The following is a 17,272-nucleotide window of genomic DNA, read 5'->3' on the forward strand; positions in this document are numbered from 1 at the left end:
GTGCGGCACCACCCTCAGCACGGCCCCGGAGCCGGCGGGCACGGCTACGGCCCGCCGGGGCCGGGCGGCGCCGCCCGCCGGCCCGGCGGCGGGGTCCCCGACGGACTGATCGCCGGGCTGATCGGCGCCGCGGCCGCCGCGCTCTTCCTGGTCTGGTCGTCGACGGGCCTCGCGGGCCTGCTGGCGCACGGCTCGTGGCCGTCGGGGGTCTCCTTCAGCCGTGCGCCCCGGGCCCTGCGCTCCCTGATCGGCGCACCGGACGAACTGCCGCCCGCCTGGCCCGAAACCCCACCGGGAGAACTGTCCGGGTACGGACTGTTCTGGGGCCTCGTCATCGGCCAGGTGATGATCCTGTTCGTGCTGGCCGTATTCACCGTCGGCACGCTGGCCCGCTGGAAGGCGGTCCGCAGGGCCCGGCTCGACGAGCGGACGCGGCAGCAGGAGGAGGAGCGGCGGAGCCCGTACGGGTACGAGGACACCATCCCGCCCGCCGTACCGCACCAGCAACACCCGCAACCGGCCACCCCCTCCACCCCCCTCGACCTGGGCAAGCCTGCCCCCGAACCGGAACCCCACCGGGAAGCGGAACCGCCCGCCCCGGCCCGGGAGACGGCCACCGCGGACCCGGCCGTCCCGGCCCCCCGCCCCGCCGTCTTCTTCGGCGGCCCCGACGCCCGCCGCCCCACCGCCCTCGGAGCCGTCCGGGACGCCGAAGGCCCCCTGCTGGTGGTCACCTCCGACCCGTCGGTCTGGGCCGAGACCAAGGACGCCCGCGCCAAACTCGGCCCGGTCCACGTCTACGACCCGGGCCATCTCTGCGACACCCCCGCCCGGCTCCACTGGTCCCCCACCGCACACTGCGAGGACGCACCGACGGCCCGGGACCGGGCCGTCGCCCTGCTCGCCCCCGTCCGCCCGCACGCCCGGATCGACGCGGCCATGGCCGACACCGCGGAGACCCTGCTGCACTGCTGGCTGCACGCGGCCGCCGTGGACGGCCGCCCCTTCAAGCAGGTCCACCGCTGGGCCCAGGGCATCAACACCCAGGAGTCCGTACGGATCCTGCGCACCCACACCAAAGCGACCGCCGGACTCGCCGGTCTGCTGGAAGCCGCGCTCACCGCCCACCCCGAACGCCGCGAGATCGCCCAGCAACTGGTCGCCCGCGCCCTGTCGTCGCTCTCCTCCATCCATATCCGCGAGGCATGCACTCCCAATCGAACTGATGCCCTCGCCTTGGAATCATTTATCAACGAAGGGGGAACCCTTTATCTGGTGGGAGAACCCCAGGAAGACCCCAGGGCCCACCCCGGAGCGATGCCACTGCTGACGGCACTGGCTTCAGACGTGGTCGAGCACGGCCGCCGCATGGCCGCACGGTCATCCGCCGGCCGGCTCGACCCACCACTGACCCTCGTCCTCGACGACGCGGCGGCCGTCGCCCCGCTCCCCCAGCTCCCCGCGCTCCTCGCCTCGGGCCCGGCCACCGGCCTGCCCGCGTACGTCCTGCTCCGCTCCCCCGAGCAGGCCCGGTCCCGCTGGCAGGACACCCTCCCCCGCTGACCCCTACAGCGCCGCGCAGTACGTAGTACCGGGGTGGTACGCCCCCGCCCCGGATACCGTCCACGGTCGGACGATCAGGCACCCGCCACGGACCAGCATCGGTCATATGATCGAAGCCCAGGGACTCACCAAGCGGTACGGCGGCCGAGGGCGCCGCCCCGGCCGCTCCCGTACCCCTTCCCCCACCTCTTCCCGTACTTCTTCCCGTACGAAGACCGTCGTCGACGACCTCAGCTTCACCGTCCGCCCCGGCAGCGTCACCGGTTTCCTCGGCCCCAACGGGGCCGGCAAGTCGACCACGATGCGCATGATCCTCGGCCTGGACGCGCCCACCTCGGGCCGGGCCACCGTCGGCGGCCGGGCCTACGCCGACCACCGGGCACCGCTCACCGAGGTCGGCGCCCTCCTCGAAGCCCGCTCCGTCCACCCCGGCCGCAGCGCCCGCAACCATCTGACGGCCCTGGCCCACACCCATGGCATCCCGCCCCGCCGGGTCACCGAAGTCCTGGACCTCACCGGACTCACCGAGGCCGCCGACCGGCGCGTCAAGGGTTTCAGCCTCGGCATGGGGCAGCGCCTCGGTATCGCCGCCGCCCTCCTCGGCGACCCGGCGACCGTGGTCCTCGACGAACCCGTCAACGGCCTCGACCCCGAAGGCGTGCTGTGGATGCGGAATCTGCTGAAGTCCCTGGCCGCCGAAGGCCGTACCGTCCTCGTCTCCTCCCATCTGATGAGCGAAACGGCACTGACCGCCGACCATCTCGTCATCATCGGCCGCGGCCGGCTTCTCGCCGACACGACCGTCACCGACTTCGTCCGCACCGCGGGCACGGCCTCGGTGAAGGTCGTCACCCCCGAGGCCACCAGGCTCGCCGGACTGCTGACCGGCCCCGGAATCCGGATCGCATCGGACACCCCGGGAACGCTGACCGTGCAGGGCACCGAAGCGGAGCACATCGGCCGCACCGCGGCCGCGCACTCCCTCCCGCTGTACGAACTCACCCCGCAGGCCGCCTCCCTGGAACAGGCCTTCATGGACCTCACGCGGACCTCCGTCGAATACCAGGCGGGCAGCCCCGCCGCCGCGCCCGCCGCCCCGGAAGGAATCCCTGCATGAGCACCGCCGCCCCCACGGCCCCCGCGGCCGCTTACCGTCTGACCAGCGCCCGGGTCCTGCGCGCCGAATGGCACAAGCTGTGGACGGTCCGCTCCACCTGGATCACCCTGCTGACCGCCGTCGTCTCCACGATCGGCCTCGGGGTCGCGATCGGCGCCACCTACGAGAACGGCGGCGACGACTCCGATATGGACACCGTCTTCCTGACCCTGGTCGGCTTCCAGTTCGCCCTGATCGCGCTCGCCGTCCTCGGCATCCTCGTCACCGCCGGGGAGTACTCGACGGGCCTGGTCCGCTCCTCGCTGACCGCGGTCCCCCGCCGGACACCGGTGCTGTGGGCGAAGACCGCGGTCTTCGGGGCGGTCGTCCTCGCCACCACCCTGACTACCGCCTTCGTCACCTTCTTCGCCGCGCAGGCGTTCTACGCCGACACCGACCAGGCCGCCTCCCTCGGCGATCCCGGCATCCTGCGCGCGCTCCTCGGCAGCGCCGCCGGGCTGACCCTGCTGGCCGTGATCGCCCTGGGCATCGGGGCCCTCGTCCGCTCCGTCCCGGGCGCCATCGGCGGATTCATCGCCCTGATCCTGATCCTGCCGAGCGTTCTGACGATGCTTCCGTACGACATCGTGGACGACCTCGTCGACTACTTCCCCGCCGAGTCCTTCAACTCCCTCAACACCGCGCGGCCCGCGGCCGATGCGGCCGCGCCCGGGGAGGCCCTGCTCGCCCTCGTGCTGTGGGCAGCGGCCTTCCTGGTCTCGGCGGCGGCCCTGCTGAAGCGGCGTGACGTATGACCTGTGGCCGTACGAGGATGGCGGGGTGACGGGGGAACAGGGAGAAGCAGGCCGGATACGGGGCCGGGGCCCGGGCGGACGCGGTACGTGTCCCCCGGCCCCCACCGGTACGGCGTACGGCCCCGGGACTCCCGAACGGCCGGACAGCCGGCACCCGGCCACCCTTCTCCTGATCCGCCTCACCCACCGGATCCGGTCCTTCGACACCCGGCGGCCCTGGGTCTGGGACACCGCCCTCACCGGCTTCTGGCTGACGGCCGCCCTCATCGACATTAGCAGCGGCGGCTGGCGCCGTATCCCCGGCAACAACGACACGGTCCCGCTCTGGCTGGTGGTGGCCATGTCCGCCGGTTTCGCGGCCCCTCTGCTGATCCGCCGCAGCCGCCCCCTCGGGGCACTGCTGCTGATGCTGCCCTTCCTCCTGCTCAACGCCTGGACGGGCGCCCAACTCCAGGCCGCGCTTCTCCAGATGGTCGTCTTCTACGGCATCGCCCTGCGGCTGCCCCTGCGGACGCTCGCCCTGGTCCTCGGAGTGCTCTCGGTACCGCTGGCGATCGGCGCCGTACGCCATCCGGTGGGCAGTTGGGACCAGACGATCGTCCCACCGCTGTACGCCCTCCTCATGGTCGCCCTGCTCGGCATCGCCGTCCGCTCCCGCAAGGAGTACACCGCCTCCCTCGTCGAACGCGCCCGGCGGCTCGAAGTCGAACGCGACCAGCAGGCCCGGCTCGCCACCGCCGCCGAACGCACCCGGATCGCCCGGGAGATGCACGACATCATCGGCCACAACCTGTCGGTGATCACGGGACTCGCGGACGGCGGGCGGTACGCGGCCGCCGCATCGCCCGAGCGGGCGGCCCAGGCCCTCGACGCAATCGCCGACACCAGCCGCGGCGCGCTCACGGAGCTGCGCCGGGTCCTGGGCGTCCTGCGCGAGGACTCTCCCGGCCCGCACTCCGGCTCCGGCGGCGGCGACCGGGCCCCGCAGCCCGCCCTCACCGACCTGGACCGCCTGATCGAAGGCGTCCGGGCGGCCGGGCTCCCGGTCCGTACGACCGTCCACGGCCCCGGGGCTCCGCTGCCCGCGGGACAGCAGCTCACGGTCTACCGGATCGTGCAGGAAGCCCTGACCAACGCCCTCAAGCACACCCCGCCCGGCACCACGGCCGCCGTCGAGCTGGCCCATACCCCCGGGGTCCTGACCGTCACCGTCACCGATACGGGCCCGCCCTCCACCACCCGGCCGCAGAGCGGTGGCCGGGGCCTCACGGGCATGCGGGAACGCGCGGCCCTCTACGACGGAACACTCGACTCCGGCCCGCTGCCGGGCGGCGGCTGGCGCGTCCGCCTCCGCCTTCCCGTCCCGCCTCCCGTTCCCGTTCCCGTTCCCGTTCGCGACAAGGGCTCCGCATGACCACCGTGCTCATCACCGACGACCAGCCCATGCAGCGTTTCGGATTCCGGATGCTGCTGGAGAGTCAGGACGATATGACCGTCGTCGGGGAGGCCGCGAACGGCTCCGAGGCCGTCCGGCTGGCGGCCGGCCTCCATCCCGATGTCGTCCTGATGGATATCCGTATGCCGGGTCTGGACGGTATCGAGGCCACCCGCAGGATCGTCGCCACCGGCGACCGCACCCGGGTGCTGATTCTGACCACGTTCGACCTCGACGAGTACGCGTACGACGCCCTGCGCTCCGGCGCCTCGGGTTTTCTCATCAAGGACGCCTATCCCGAGGAGCTGCTCGCCGGGATCCGTGCGGTGGCCTCCGGTGATGCCGTCGTCGCCCCGAGCCTCACCCGCCGGCTGCTCGACACCTACGCCCACCGACTACCGGCCGGAGACACCGGCCCGGACGCCCCGGCTGCTCCGGACACCAGAATCGCGTCCCTGACGGAACGGGAACGGGAGATCCTCACGGTCGTCGGCCAGGGCTGGACGAATACGGAGATCGCGACCCGCTTCCAGTTGGCGGAGTCCACGGTGAAGACCCATGTATCGCGCATTCTGGCGAAGACGGGCGCCCGCGACCGGGTCCAGGCCGTCATCCTCGCCTACGACACCCAGCTGGTCCGCCCCCGGTAACCCGGACCGGGCCCCTCTCCTGGGAAAGGGGCCCGGTCCGAAATATCTGTCCGGAAATGCAGAAAGGCCCCGCACAATGTGCGGGGCCTTCCCATCAAAAATTGTTCGGCGGCGTCCTACTCTCCCACAGGGTCCCCCCTGCAGTACCATCGGCGCTGAAAGGCTTAGCTTCCGGGTTCGGAATGTAACCGGGCGTTTCCCTAACGCAATAACCACCGAAACACTATGAAACAAACAAACCGGAATCAACACGGTCGTTGCCTCAGAACTAACACAGTGGACGCGAGCAAATATGGACAAGCCCTCGGCCTATTAGTACCGGTCACCTCCACCAGTTACCTGGCTTCCAGATCCGGCCTATCAACCCAGTCGTCTACTGGGAGCCTTAACCCCTCAAAGGGGGTGGGAGTCCTCATCTCGAAGCAGGCTTCCCGCTTAGATGCTTTCAGCGGTTATCCTTTCCGAACGTAGCCAACCAGCCATGCCCTTGGCAGGACAACTGGCACACCAGAGGTTCGTCCGTCCCGGTCCTCTCGTACTAGGGACAGCCCTTCTCAAGACTCCTACGCGCACAGCGGATAGGGACCGAACTGTCTCACGACGTTCTAAACCCAGCTCGCGTACCGCTTTAATGGGCGAACAGCCCAACCCTTGGGACCGACTCCAGCCCCAGGATGCGACGAGCCGACATCGAGGTGCCAAACCATCCCGTCGATATGGACTCTTGGGGAAGATCAGCCTGTTATCCCCGGGGTACCTTTTATCCGTTGAGCGACGGCGCTTCCACAAGCCACCGCCGGATCACTAGTCCCGACTTTCGTCCCTGCTCGACCCGTCGGTCTCACAGTCAAGCTCCCTTGTGCACTTACACTCAACACCTGATTACCAACCAGGCTGAGGGAACCTTTGGGCGCCTCCGTTACTCTTTAGGAGGCAACCGCCCCAGTTAAACTACCCATCAGACACTGTCCCTGATCCGGATCACGGACCCAGGTTAGACATCCAGCACGACCAGAGTGGTATTTCAACAACGACTCCACAACCACTGGCGTGGCCGCTTCAAAGTCTCCCACCTATCCTACACAAGCCGAACCGAACACCAATATCAAACTGTAGTAAAGGTCCCGGGGTCTTTCCGTCCTGCTGCGCGAAACGAGCATCTTTACTCGTAGTGCAATTTCACCGGGCCTATGGTTGAGACAGTCGAGAAGTCGTTACGCCATTCGTGCAGGTCGGAACTTACCCGACAAGGAATTTCGCTACCTTAGGATGGTTATAGTTACCACCGCCGTTTACTGGCGCTTAAGTTCTCAGCTTCGCAACCCCGAAAGGTCACTAACCGGTCCCCTTAACGTTCCAGCACCGGGCAGGCGTCAGTCCGTATACATCGCCTTACGGCTTCGCACGGACCTGTGTTTTTAGTAAACAGTCGCTTCTCGCTGGTCTCTGCGGCCACCCCCAGCTCACATCGTAAAGACGATCACCAGGAATGGCCCCCCTTCTCCCGAAGTTACGGGGGCATTTTGCCGAGTTCCTTAACCATAGTTCACCCGAACGCCTCGGTATTCTCTACCTGACCACCTGAGTCGGTTTAGGGTACGGGCCGCCTTGAAACTCGCTAGAGGCTTTTCTCGACAGCATAGGATCATCCACTTCACCACAATCGGCTCGGCATCAGGTCTCACCCTTAATGTGTGACGGATTTACCTACCACACGGGCTACACCCTTACCCCGGGACAACCACCGCCCGGGCTGGACTACCTTCCTGCGTCACCCCATCACTTACCTACTACCACCTCGGTTCAGCGGCTCCACCACTCCCCATCACTCCGAAGAGATCAAAGGCGGCTTCACGGCCTTAGCATCAGAGGATTCGATACTGGGCGCTTCAAAGCGGGTACCGGAATATCAACCGGTTGTCCATCGACTACGCCTGTCGGCCTCGCCTTAGGTCCCGACTTACCCTGGGCAGATCAGCTTGACCCAGGAACCCTTAGTCAATCGGCGCACACGTTTCCCACGTGTGTATCGCTACTCATGCCTGCATTCTCACTCGTGTACCATCCACCACTCGCTTACGCGGCGGCTTCACCCGGCACACGACGCTCCCCTACCCAACCCAACGGGCGTTGGCCCTATTGCTGGATTGACACGACTTCGGCGGTACGCTTGAGCCCCGCTACATTGTCGGCGCGGAATCACTTGACCAGTGAGCTATTACGCACTCTTTCAAGGGTGGCTGCTTCTAAGCCAACCTCCTGGTTGTCTCTGCGACTCCACATCCTTTCCCACTTAGCGTACGCTTAGGGGCCTTAGTCGATGCTCTGGGCTGTTTCCCTCTCGACCATGGAGCTTATCCCCCACAGTCTCACTGCCGCGCTCTCACTTACCGGCATTCGGAGTTTGGCTAAGGTCAGTAACCCGGTAGGGCCCATCGCCTATCCAGTGCTCTACCTCCGGCAAGAAACACACGACGCTGCACCTAAATGCATTTCGGGGAGAACCAGCTATCACGGAGTTTGATTGGCCTTTCACCCCTAACCACAGGTCATCCCCCAGGTTTTCAACCCTGGTGGGTTCGGTCCTCCACGACCTCTTACAGCCGCTTCAACCTGCCCATGGCTAGATCACTCCGCTTCGGGTCTTGAGCGCGCTACTAAATCGCCCTATTCGGACTCGCTTTCGCTACGGCTTCCCCACACGGGTTAACCTCGCAACACACCGCAAACTCGCAGGCTCATTCTTCAAAAGGCACGCAGTCACGAGAACGCAAGGCAAACCTCACGCTCCGACGCTCCCACGGCTTGTAGGCACACGGTTTCAGGTACTATTTCACTCCGCTCCCGCGGTACTTTTCACCATTCCCTCACGGTACTATCCGCTATCGGTCACCAGGGAATATTTAGGCTTAACGGGTGGTCCCGCCAGATTCACACGGGATTTCTCGGGCCCCGTGCTACTTGGGTGTCTCTTAAACGAGCCGCATGAATTTCAGCTACGGGGGTCTTACCCTCTACGCCGGGCCTTTCGCATGCCCTTCGCCTATCCATACGGTTTCTGACTCGTCCCACGGCCGGCAGACCGCAGAAAAGAGATCCCACAACCCCGCATACGCAACCCCTGCCGGGTATCACACGCATACGGTTTGGCCTCATCCGGTTTCGCTCGCCACTACTCCCGGAATCACGGTTGTTTTCTCTTCCTGAGGGTACTGAGATGTTTCACTTCCCCTCGTTCCCTCCACACTGCCTATGTGTTCAGCAGCGGGTGACAGCCCATGACGACTGCCGGGTTTCCCCATTCGGAAACCCCCGGATCAAAGCCTGGTTGACGACTCCCCGGGGACTATCGTGGCCTCCCACGTCCTTCATCGGTTCCTGGTGCCAAGGCATCCACCGTGCGCCCTTAAAAACTTGGCCACAGATGCTCGCGTCCACTGTGCAGTTCTCAAACAACGACCAGCCACCCGTCACCCCACCACCAACGTGGCAGGAACACCGGGGCCGGCACCGAAGACACTCAGACTCTCGTCCGTGCCCTCAGACACCCAACAGCGCGCCCAACACCCGACCATGATCCCCAGAAGCTTTCCACGCCGAAGCAGTACTCACCCTGTCAACCATGACCGTGTGCCGAATAATCAACGTTCCACCCATGAGCAACCAGCACCGGACACTCGCCGGTGTACTGGCCCCTGACCGGCAAAAACCGGCAAGAAGTGCTCCTTAGAAAGGAGGTGATCCAGCCGCACCTTCCGGTACGGCTACCTTGTTACGACTTCGTCCCAATCGCCAGTCCCACCTTCGACAGCTCCCTCCCACAAGGGGTTGGGCCACCGGCTTCGGGTGTTACCGACTTTCGTGACGTGACGGGCGGTGTGTACAAGGCCCGGGAACGTATTCACCGCAGCAATGCTGATCTGCGATTACTAGCAACTCCGACTTCATGGGGTCGAGTTGCAGACCCCAATCCGAACTGAGACCGGCTTTTTGAGATTCGCTCCGCCTCACGGCATCGCAGCTCTTTGTACCGGCCATTGTAGCACGTGTGCAGCCCAAGACATAAGGGGCATGATGACTTGACGTCGTCCCCACCTTCCTCCGAGTTGACCCCGGCGGTCTCCCGTGAGTCCCCAACACCCCACAAGGGGGCTTGCTGGCAACACGGGACAAGGGTTGCGCTCGTTGCGGGACTTAACCCAACATCTCACGACACGAGCTGACGACAGCCATGCACCACCTGTACACCGACCACAAGGGGGGCACTATCTCTAATGCTTTCCGGTGTATGTCAAGCCTTGGTAAGGTTCTTCGCGTTGCGTCGAATTAAGCCACATGCTCCGCTGCTTGTGCGGGCCCCCGTCAATTCCTTTGAGTTTTAGCCTTGCGGCCGTACTCCCCAGGCGGGGAACTTAATGCGTTAGCTGCGGCACCGACGACGTGGAATGTCGCCAACACCTAGTTCCCAACGTTTACGGCGTGGACTACCAGGGTATCTAATCCTGTTCGCTCCCCACGCTTTCGCTCCTCAGCGTCAGTAATGGCCCAGAGATCCGCCTTCGCCACCGGTGTTCCTCCTGATATCTGCGCATTTCACCGCTACACCAGGAATTCCGATCTCCCCTACCACACTCTAGCCTGCCCGTATCGAATGCAGACCCGGGGTTAAGCCCCGGGCTTTCACACCCGACGTGACAAGCCGCCTACGAGCTCTTTACGCCCAATAATTCCGGACAACGCTTGCGCCCTACGTATTACCGCGGCTGCTGGCACGTAGTTAGCCGGCGCTTCTTCTGCAGGTACCGTCACTCTCGCTTCTTCCCTGCTGAAAGAGGTTTACAACCCGAAGGCCGTCATCCCTCACGCGGCGTCGCTGCATCAGGCTTTCGCCCATTGTGCAATATTCCCCACTGCTGCCTCCCGTAGGAGTCTGGGCCGTGTCTCAGTCCCAGTGTGGCCGGTCGCCCTCTCAGGCCGGCTACCCGTCGTCGCCTTGGTAGGCCATCACCCCACCAACAAGCTGATAGGCCGCGGGCTCATCCTGCACCGCCGGAGCTTTCAACCTTCAAGGATGCCCCCGAAGGTATTATCCGGTATTAGACCCCGTTTCCAGGGCTTGTCCCAGAGTGCAGGGCAGATTGCCCACGTGTTACTCACCCGTTCGCCACTAATCCACCACCGAAGCGGCTTCATCGTTCGACTTGCATGTGTTAAGCACGCCGCCAGCGTTCGTCCTGAGCCAGGATCAAACTCTCCGTGAATGTTTACCCGTAATCGGGTCGACACATCACGAGAGCGGGACAGCCGGAGGAATAATCCGACCGTCCACAGCGTCCTCGCTGTATGTGTTTCTTCAAAGGAACCTCATCCCCCAGCCACAAGGGCTCGGGAACGGGGTATCAACTAATCTGGCGTTGATTTTTGGCACGCTGTTGAGTTCTCAAGGAACGGACGCTTCCTTCAGGCCCTTTTCACCAGGCCCTCCGGGCTTTTCCCTTCGGTCTTGCGTTTCCGACTCTATCAGATCCTTTCGGGCCTGATTCCCGGTCGAAACTCGGGTTTGTCTTTCCGGCCCTGCGGCCGTTCCGACGTTTCAAACTCTAGCGGATTTCCCGTCCGACTCATAATCGAGTCTTTCGCAATGGATTTCGGCATGCCGATATCCACCCCATCCGGGGATCGTGCTGAGTTTGGGTGCCGCTTTCGCGGCGGGAGTGGCTGCCGCAGAACCGTTCCGGTCCGCGACAACTTGAGGAACCTTACGAGCGCATGAAGGGCGTGTCAACTTCCCGTGGCGCCGGTTCGCCAAACATCCGCCATCCGGCCAACTGACTGGCCTGTTCCCGTCCGTTCCCTGCCTGTTCCCTGCCTGTTCCGGGCGGGGAACGCGGTGGATCAGTCCAGGTCGGTCAGCCGGCCGCCCGCGTCGGGCTGGGCGTGCTCGACCCGGCGCAGGAGCCGGATGAGCAGTTCACCGAGGACCCCGCGCTCCGCACCGGTGAGATCGCAGAGCAGGTCTTCCTCGAAGGCGCTGGCCATCCGCATGGCCTCCAGCCACTTCGTACGGCCCTCGTCCGTCAGCTCGACGATCACGCGTACGCGGTTGTTCTCGTCGCGGTCGCGGGTGACCAGGCCTTCGCTCGCCATGCGGTCGATGCGGTGGGTCATGGCGGCCGGGGTGAGGCCAAGGCGCTTGGCCAGTTCGCCGGGGCCCATCCGATAGGGGCTGCCGGCCAGGACCAGGCTCTTGAGGACCTCCCACTCGGCATTGCTGATGCCGAGGGCGGCGACCTGGCGGCCGTACGCGACGTTCATCCGGCGGTTGAGCCGACCGAGGGCCGAGACGACCTGTTCGACCTGGGGATCGAGCTCTCCGTACTCCCGCTGGTAGGCGGCGATCTGCTCGTCGAGGGTCGGCTCCTGCGGCGCGGCGGCGGCGTCCTGGCCGGTCACGGCAGGGCCCTCGGGGGTCGCGGTAGGCATACGCCGCAGTATGGCACGCCGTTCATTGGCATTGAAGTCCTTCGACATGTATTGTTAAGGCTCTAACTTTACTGTTGAAGTCTTCAGGCTTCAGTCCTTCAGAGCTAACAAGGCAGGTGAGTGTGGCCAGGCAGATGGGCGCGGCGATGCGCCGGATCCAGGCAGGTAGCGCGCTGAGCGCGTTCGGACTCGGTTTTACGGTGCCGTTCCTCTACATCTACGTGGCCTACACACGTGATCTGGGGACGACGGCGGGTGGTCTCGTCATCGGCGTGTTCGCCCTGGCCGCCCTGATCGCCCTGCCGTTCGTCGGACGGGTGATCGACCGGCGCGGGCCGAAGCCCGTGGTGGTCGGCGCCTCGGTGGTGGCCGCCGTCGGTGCGGTGCTGTTCGGGCTCTCCACGAACATCGTGACCGTGATGCTGTCGGCCGCGCTGCTCGGCGCCGGTACGGCGGTGGCGCAGCCCGCGCTCGCGACGATGATCGTCTGGGCTTCGGAGGCACACGCCCGGACCCGCGCCTTCGCCTTCCAGTTCTTCCTGCAGAACATCGGGCTGGGGCTCGGTGGTCTGATCGGCGGCAATATCGTCGACAAGAGCCGGGCGAGCAGCTTCACCCTGCTCTTCAGCATCGAGGCCGTGATGTTCCTCGTGCTGGCCGCGATCATCGTGTCCGTGAAGCTGGCCCGTCCGCAGCCGGTGGCCGGTGCGGCCGCCGAGGGCGCCAAGGGCGGCGGCTTCAAGGTGCTGCTGCAGGACAAGGCGATGGTGAAGCTGCTGGTCCTGGGCTTCATCCTGTTCTTCGCGGTCTACGGGCAGTTCGAGTCGGGGCTCTCCGCCTACGGCACGGAGGCCGCCGGTATCGAGCCGTCGATGTTCGGTACGGCGCTGGCCGCGAACACCGCGGTGATCGGTATCGCGCAGTTCGTGATCCTGAAGTACGTCGACCGCTACAAGCGGACCCGGGTGATAGCCGCGGTGGGTCTGATCTGGGCCGTGGCCTGGGCCATCGCGGGTTACGCGGGGCTCGGCGCGACCAGCCAGGCGATGGCGACGGCCGCGTTCATCTCCACGTACGCCCTCTTCGGGCTGGGTGAGGCGATGCTCGCGCCGACCGTGGCACCGCTGGTGGTCGATCTTGCGCCGGAGTCGATGGTCGGCCAGTACAACTCGGCGTTCGCACTGGTCAAGCAGTTGGCGCTGGCGCTGGGGCCGGCGATCGGCGGGCCCATGGGGGCCGCGCTCCACGCTCCGTACATCGTGACGTTCGTGCTCTTCTCGCTGGCGGTCACGGTGCTGGCGGTACGGCTGGGGCGGATGCTCACCCCCGTACAGAATCAGCCGATGCTCGTGGCGACGCCGTCGCGGGTGGTGGCTCAGTACACGCCGGGTGAGAAGGCCGAGAAGGCCGAGAAGATCGGCACGGCGGCCTGACGGTCGCCGTCAGGAGGCGGTCGGTGCGGGTGCCGGGAGGGCGAACTCGCACCAGACCGCCTTGCCGCCGCCGGGAGTACGGCGGCTTCCCCAGTTGGAGGCGATGGCCGCGATGATCGAGATACCGCGGCCCGTTTCGTCCTCGGTCTCCGCGCGGCGGCGCCGCGGGAGGTGGTCGTCGCCGTCGGTGACCTCGATGATCAGCCGCCGGTCGGTGCGGCGCAGCCGCAGCTTCATGGGCGGGGTGCCGTGCTGGAGGGAGTTGGCGACCAGTTCGCTGGTGGCCAGGACGCCCAGATCGTGCAGCTCCGGTGAGAAGCGCCAGGAGGCGAGGACTCCGGAGGCGAAGGCGCGGGCGCGCGGGGCCGCCTCGATGCCGCCGAGCAGGTCGAGGGCCGCGTTGTGGAAGAGTTCGGCGGCCGTGCCGGAGCGGGCGGGGTGCTGGACGAAGAGGACGGCGACGTCGTCGTCGTGGTCGGCGGTGATGCCCATGGCGCGGATCAGGCGGTCGCAGACGATCTGCGGGGTTCCGGTGGCGCCCGACAGGGCGCGTTCGAGGGCGGCGACGCCTTCGTCGATGTCCTCGTCGCGCCGCTCCACCAGACCGTCCGTATAGAGGACGGCGCCGGAGCCGGGCGGCAGGCCGATGGTGCCCGAGGTGTAGAACCAGCCTCCGGTGCCGAGCGGGGGTCCGGTGGGGTTGGCGGCGCGGTGGACCGTGCCGTCCTCGTGCCGGACGAGGATCGGAAGGTGGCCTGCGGAGGCGTAGACCAGTCTTTCCTCGTTGGGGTCGTGGACGGCGTAGACGCAGGTCGCGATCTGGCTGGCGTCGATTTCGGAGGCCAGTCCGTCGAGGAGCTGGAGCACTTCGTGCGGGGGCAGGTCGAGGCGGGCGTAGGCGCGGACGGCGGTGCGCAGCTGGCCCATGACGGCGGCGGCGCGCACCCCGCGGCCCATCACATCGCCGATGACGAGGGCGGTGCGTCCGCCGCCGAGGGTGATCACGTCGTACCAGTCGCCGCCGACGGCCGCGTCCTCGCCGCCGGGCTGGTAGGTGGCGGCGACGGTGAGGTCGTCGGGCTGTTCCAGTTTCTGGGGAAGCAGGGAGCGCTGGAGGGTAACGGCGGTGGCGCGCTGGCGGCGTTCGCTGGCGCGGAGGCGTTCGGCGGCTTCGGCGTGGTCGGTGACGTCGGCGGCGAAGACCACCACCCCGCCGGGGCCGGTCGGATCGCCGTCGCCGTCGTCGTCACCGTCGGTCGTGGGGTGGTCGACGGGGATGCAGGTGACCGTGTAGGAGCCGCCGGAGTGGACCTTGCGGGATTTGACGGTACGGGGCGTTCCGCTGCGCAGCACCTGGTCGATGAGCGGGTTGAGGCCGAGGTCGGCCAGTTCGGGGCAGGTGTCGGCGGCGGGGCTGCCGAGGGGGCGGGGGCCGAAGGCCGCGGTGTAGGCGTCGTTGACGTAGGCGATGCGGTGCTCGGGGCCGTACAGCAGGGCGACGAGACCGGGGAGGCGGCCGAGCAGTTCCCGGACCGGGAAGTCCTCCAGGGCGGGGGGCTCGGGGTCGGCCGGGCGGTCCGGGGCGGTGTCCGGGGCCGGCGGGCCGTCGGCCCGGGCGGCGGGGACCGCGCCCTCGTCGTGGGGGTGGGGGCGGGCGCCGGGGGTCTCCTCGCCCCGGTCGTCCGCTCTGCCCTCGCCCCGGCGGGGCGGGCGGGGGGAGAGGGAGAGTCCGCGGTCGGTCCTGCGCGCCGCGGCGCGGCGCTGCGTCCCGGGGAGCCGTGCGCTCCATCGCGTGAAGTTCACTGACGTTCTAGCCTCAAAGATTGTCGCCAAGGGTCACGAGGGTCACTCTGTGCAGATGTGAGCCCACCTATGGTCACACGTCCAGTGTGGCCGAAGGGACTGACCGCCGGTGTCGGCCGGATGTCGACCGGGCGATCGGCCGGTGTCGTACGGGTGCGGTACGGGTGCGGTGCGTCAGTCCTGCTCCGGACCGGGGGACCCGGTGTCGCCGGTGTTCTCGGTGCGCTTGGTGTCGGTGTTTCTTGTGGTGCCGGGGCCCTTCTCCGGGGTCCGGCCGGGGGTGGCTCCGGCGGCGAGCGCGAATTCGGCGCGCGGGTGTTCGAGGGAGCCGAGGGAGACGATCTCCCGTTTGAAGAGTCCGGAGAGCAGCCATTCACCGAGGATGCGTGCCTTGCGGTTGAGGGTCGGCATGCGGCTGAGGTGGTAGACGCGGTGCATGAACCAGGCGGGGTACCCCTTCAGCTTCCTTCCGTATACATAGGCGACGCCCTTGTGGAGGCCGAGGGAGGCGACGGAGCCCACGTACTTGTGGGCGTACTCCTTCGCCGGGCGGTCGTGCAGGGACGCGGCGATGTTCTCGGCGAGGACCTTGGCCTGGCGGACGGCGTGCTGGGCGTTGGGGGCGCAGAGCGCGCCGGGTTCGGCGGAGGTGACGTCGGGGACGGCCGCGGCGTCTCCGGCGGCCCAGGCCCGGTCGGTGCCCTCGACGCGGAGTTCGGGGGTGCAGCGCAGCCGGCCGCGGTCGTTGAGGGGCAGGTCGGTGGCGGCGAGGACGGGGGCGGGTTTGACGCCTGCGGTCCAGACGATGGTCCGGGACGGGAAGCGGCTGCCGTCGCTGAGGACGACGAGCCGGTTCTCGCAGGAGTCGAGGCGGGTTTCCAGCCGTACGTCGATATTGCGGCGGCGCAGCTCGCGGATGGCGTAGCGGCCCATCTCCTCACCGACCTCGGGGAGGATCCGGTCGCTGGCCTCGACGAGGACCCATCTCAGGTCCTCGGGCTTGACGTTGTGGTAGTAGCGGGCCGTGTAGCGGGCCATGTCCTCCAGTTCGCCGAGGGCCTCGACGCCCGCGTAGCCGCCGCCGACGAAGACGAAGGTGAGGGCGGCGGCGCGGATCGCGGGGTCGCGGGTGGAGGAGGCGATGTCCATCTGCTCGATGACGTGGTTGCGCAGGCCGATGGCCTCTTCCACGGTCTTGAAGCCGATGCCGTAGTCGGCGAGGCCGGGGACGGGGAGGGTGCGGGAGATGGAGCCCGGTGCGATCACGAGGTGGTCGTACGGGATCTCCACGGCGCCGGTGCCCTCTTCGGCGGTGGCGAGGGTGGAGACGGTCGCCGTGCGCTTGGCGTGGGTCACGGCGGTGATCTCGCCGATGAGGATGGCGCATTTGTCGAGGACCCGCCGGAGGGGGACGACGACGTGGCGGGGCGAGATGGAGCCCGCGGCGGCCTCGGGGAGGAACGGCTGGTAGGTCATATAGGGGTCGTGGGAGACCACGAGGATCTCGACGTCGCCGCGGGCCAGCTCGGGTCTGAGCAGCTTCTGGAGGTGCAGCGCCGTATACATCCCGACATAGCCGCCGCCCGCGACGAGGACACGGGTGCCGCGCGCCGGTCCGGTGAAGCGGTTCTTCTGCGGGGTGCCGGGGGTCTCGCCCCGGGAATGTGCAGCCGTCACCATCCCATGAGGCATCGGGTCCCGTCGTTTGTCCACAGGCCCGGCAAATTGTGTGACCGGAGGCGGGCGGCGGCGGAGTGCCGGACGGGTTACGGAAGGCGGGGAAGGTGCCCAGGTCAGGGGCGGCGGGCGGGGTGGCGTGCGGGGGCGCAAACGGGAGCGTTCAGGTCCTTGCTCCGATCGGGGGGCGCTCCGTGCGGAACTACCCCCTTCTGAATTGACCCGGGCTCAACTATGTTCGTACCTCGTCGGGGTGCGGGGACGCGGTACTCCGGCTGACCAAAGTGGGGAGGTCTCCGGGGGGAGACACAGTGACC

At 67.0% G+C, this 17,272-nt stretch carries 9 protein-coding genes and 3 rRNA genes; 6 read left to right on the forward strand and 6 right to left on the reverse strand.

The genetic code is table 11. The features are described from left to right. The 5 genes from B7R87_RS14630 to B7R87_RS14650 all read left to right on the forward strand — a co-directional run bounded on the left by B7R87_RS14630 (window position 1) and on the right by B7R87_RS14650 (window position 5,559). Window positions 1–1,563, forward strand: a complete 1,563-nt coding sequence (locus tag B7R87_RS14630; RefSeq protein WP_391118622.1) for a type VI secretion protein — start codon at window positions 1–3, stop codon at window positions 1,561–1,563. A 106-nt stretch (window positions 1,564–1,669) separates the two neighbouring features. Beyond that, window positions 1,670–2,680, forward strand: a complete 1,011-nt coding sequence (locus B7R87_RS14635) for an ATP-binding cassette domain-containing protein (protein WP_006348299.1) — start codon at window positions 1,670–1,672, stop codon at window positions 2,678–2,680. Further along, on the forward strand, window positions 2,677–3,474 hold the full coding sequence (locus tag B7R87_RS14640) for an ABC transporter permease subunit (RefSeq protein WP_006348298.1): 798 nt from the start codon (window positions 2,677–2,679) through the stop codon (window positions 3,472–3,474). Before B7R87_RS14635 ends, B7R87_RS14640 begins: the two co-directional genes overlap by 4 nt. Before the next feature lie 25 nt (window positions 3,475–3,499). Beyond that, complete coding sequence (locus tag B7R87_RS14645) at window positions 3,500–4,888, forward strand: sensor histidine kinase (RefSeq protein ID WP_391118618.1); 1,389 nt, start codon at window positions 3,500–3,502, stop codon at window positions 4,886–4,888. Continuing rightward, complete coding sequence (locus B7R87_RS14650) at window positions 4,885–5,559, forward strand: response regulator (RefSeq protein ID WP_006348296.1); 675 nt, start codon at window positions 4,885–4,887, stop codon at window positions 5,557–5,559. The genes B7R87_RS14645 and B7R87_RS14650 overlap by 4 nt, the downstream gene beginning before the upstream one ends. Before the next feature lie 103 nt (window positions 5,560–5,662). Here B7R87_RS14650 and rrf read toward each other — a convergent pair. From rrf to B7R87_RS14670, 4 genes are all read right to left on the reverse strand, one after another. Beyond that, window positions 5,663–5,779: ribosomal RNA gene (rrf, locus tag B7R87_RS14655) — 5S ribosomal RNA — on the reverse strand. Window positions 5,780–5,851: 72 nt separating this feature from the next. Further along, a 23S ribosomal RNA gene (locus B7R87_RS14660) occupies window positions 5,852–8,979 on the reverse strand. A gap of 310 nt (window positions 8,980–9,289) precedes the next feature. After that, a 16S ribosomal RNA gene (locus B7R87_RS14665) occupies window positions 9,290–10,820 on the reverse strand. The 16S, 23S and 5S rRNA genes sit together here, the layout of an rRNA operon. Before the next feature lie 634 nt (window positions 10,821–11,454). Then, window positions 11,455–12,042: a MarR family winged helix-turn-helix transcriptional regulator gene (locus tag B7R87_RS14670; protein ID WP_045852990.1), complete on the reverse strand. Its 588-nt coding sequence runs from the start codon at window positions 12,040–12,042 to the stop codon at window positions 11,455–11,457. A 134-nt stretch (window positions 12,043–12,176) separates the two neighbouring features. Here B7R87_RS14670 and B7R87_RS14675 point away from each other — a divergent pair, with 134 nt between their 5' ends. Beyond that, window positions 12,177–13,475, forward strand: a complete 1,299-nt coding sequence (locus B7R87_RS14675) for an MFS transporter (RefSeq protein WP_006348294.1) — start codon at window positions 12,177–12,179, stop codon at window positions 13,473–13,475. A gap of 9 nt (window positions 13,476–13,484) precedes the next feature. On the opposite strand, the gene B7R87_RS14680 is transcribed toward B7R87_RS14675, so the two are convergent. Beyond that, a complete protein-coding gene (locus B7R87_RS14680) occupies window positions 13,485–15,278 on the reverse strand; it encodes an ATP-binding SpoIIE family protein phosphatase (RefSeq protein ID WP_130585007.1) in 1,794 nt (597 codons plus the stop codon). Between the two features lie 174 nt (window positions 15,279–15,452). Then, entirely contained in the window at window positions 15,453–16,958 is a 1,506-nt protein-coding gene (locus tag B7R87_RS14685; RefSeq protein WP_006348292.1) for an NAD(P)/FAD-dependent oxidoreductase, read from the reverse strand. Window positions 16,959–17,272 lie beyond the last annotated feature (314 nt).

This window comes from Streptomyces tsukubensis (assembly GCF_003932715.1).
In the GTDB taxonomy this organism is placed as follows: Bacteria; Actinomycetota; Actinomycetes; order Streptomycetales; family Streptomycetaceae; genus Streptomyces; species Streptomyces tsukubensis.

Excerpts from the sequence above, each read along its gene's own strand:
- B7R87_RS14650 (WP_006348296.1), top strand. The coding sequence starts at position 4,885 with ATGACCACCGTGCTCATCACCGACGACCAGCCCATGCAGCGTTTCGGA.
- B7R87_RS14685 (WP_006348292.1), bottom strand. The coding sequence starts at position 16,958 with ATGGTGACGGCTGCACATTCCCGGGGCGAGACCCCCGGCACCCCGCAG.
- B7R87_RS14670 (WP_045852990.1), bottom strand. The coding sequence starts at position 12,042 with ATGCCTACCGCGACCCCCGAGGGCCCTGCCGTGACCGGCCAGGACGCC.
- B7R87_RS14675 (WP_006348294.1), top strand. The coding sequence starts at position 12,177 with ATGGGCGCGGCGATGCGCCGGATCCAGGCAGGTAGCGCGCTGAGCGCG.
- B7R87_RS14635 (WP_006348299.1), top strand. The coding sequence starts at position 1,670 with ATGATCGAAGCCCAGGGACTCACCAAGCGGTACGGCGGCCGAGGGCGC.
- B7R87_RS14640 (WP_006348298.1), top strand. The coding sequence starts at position 2,677 with ATGAGCACCGCCGCCCCCACGGCCCCCGCGGCCGCTTACCGTCTGACC.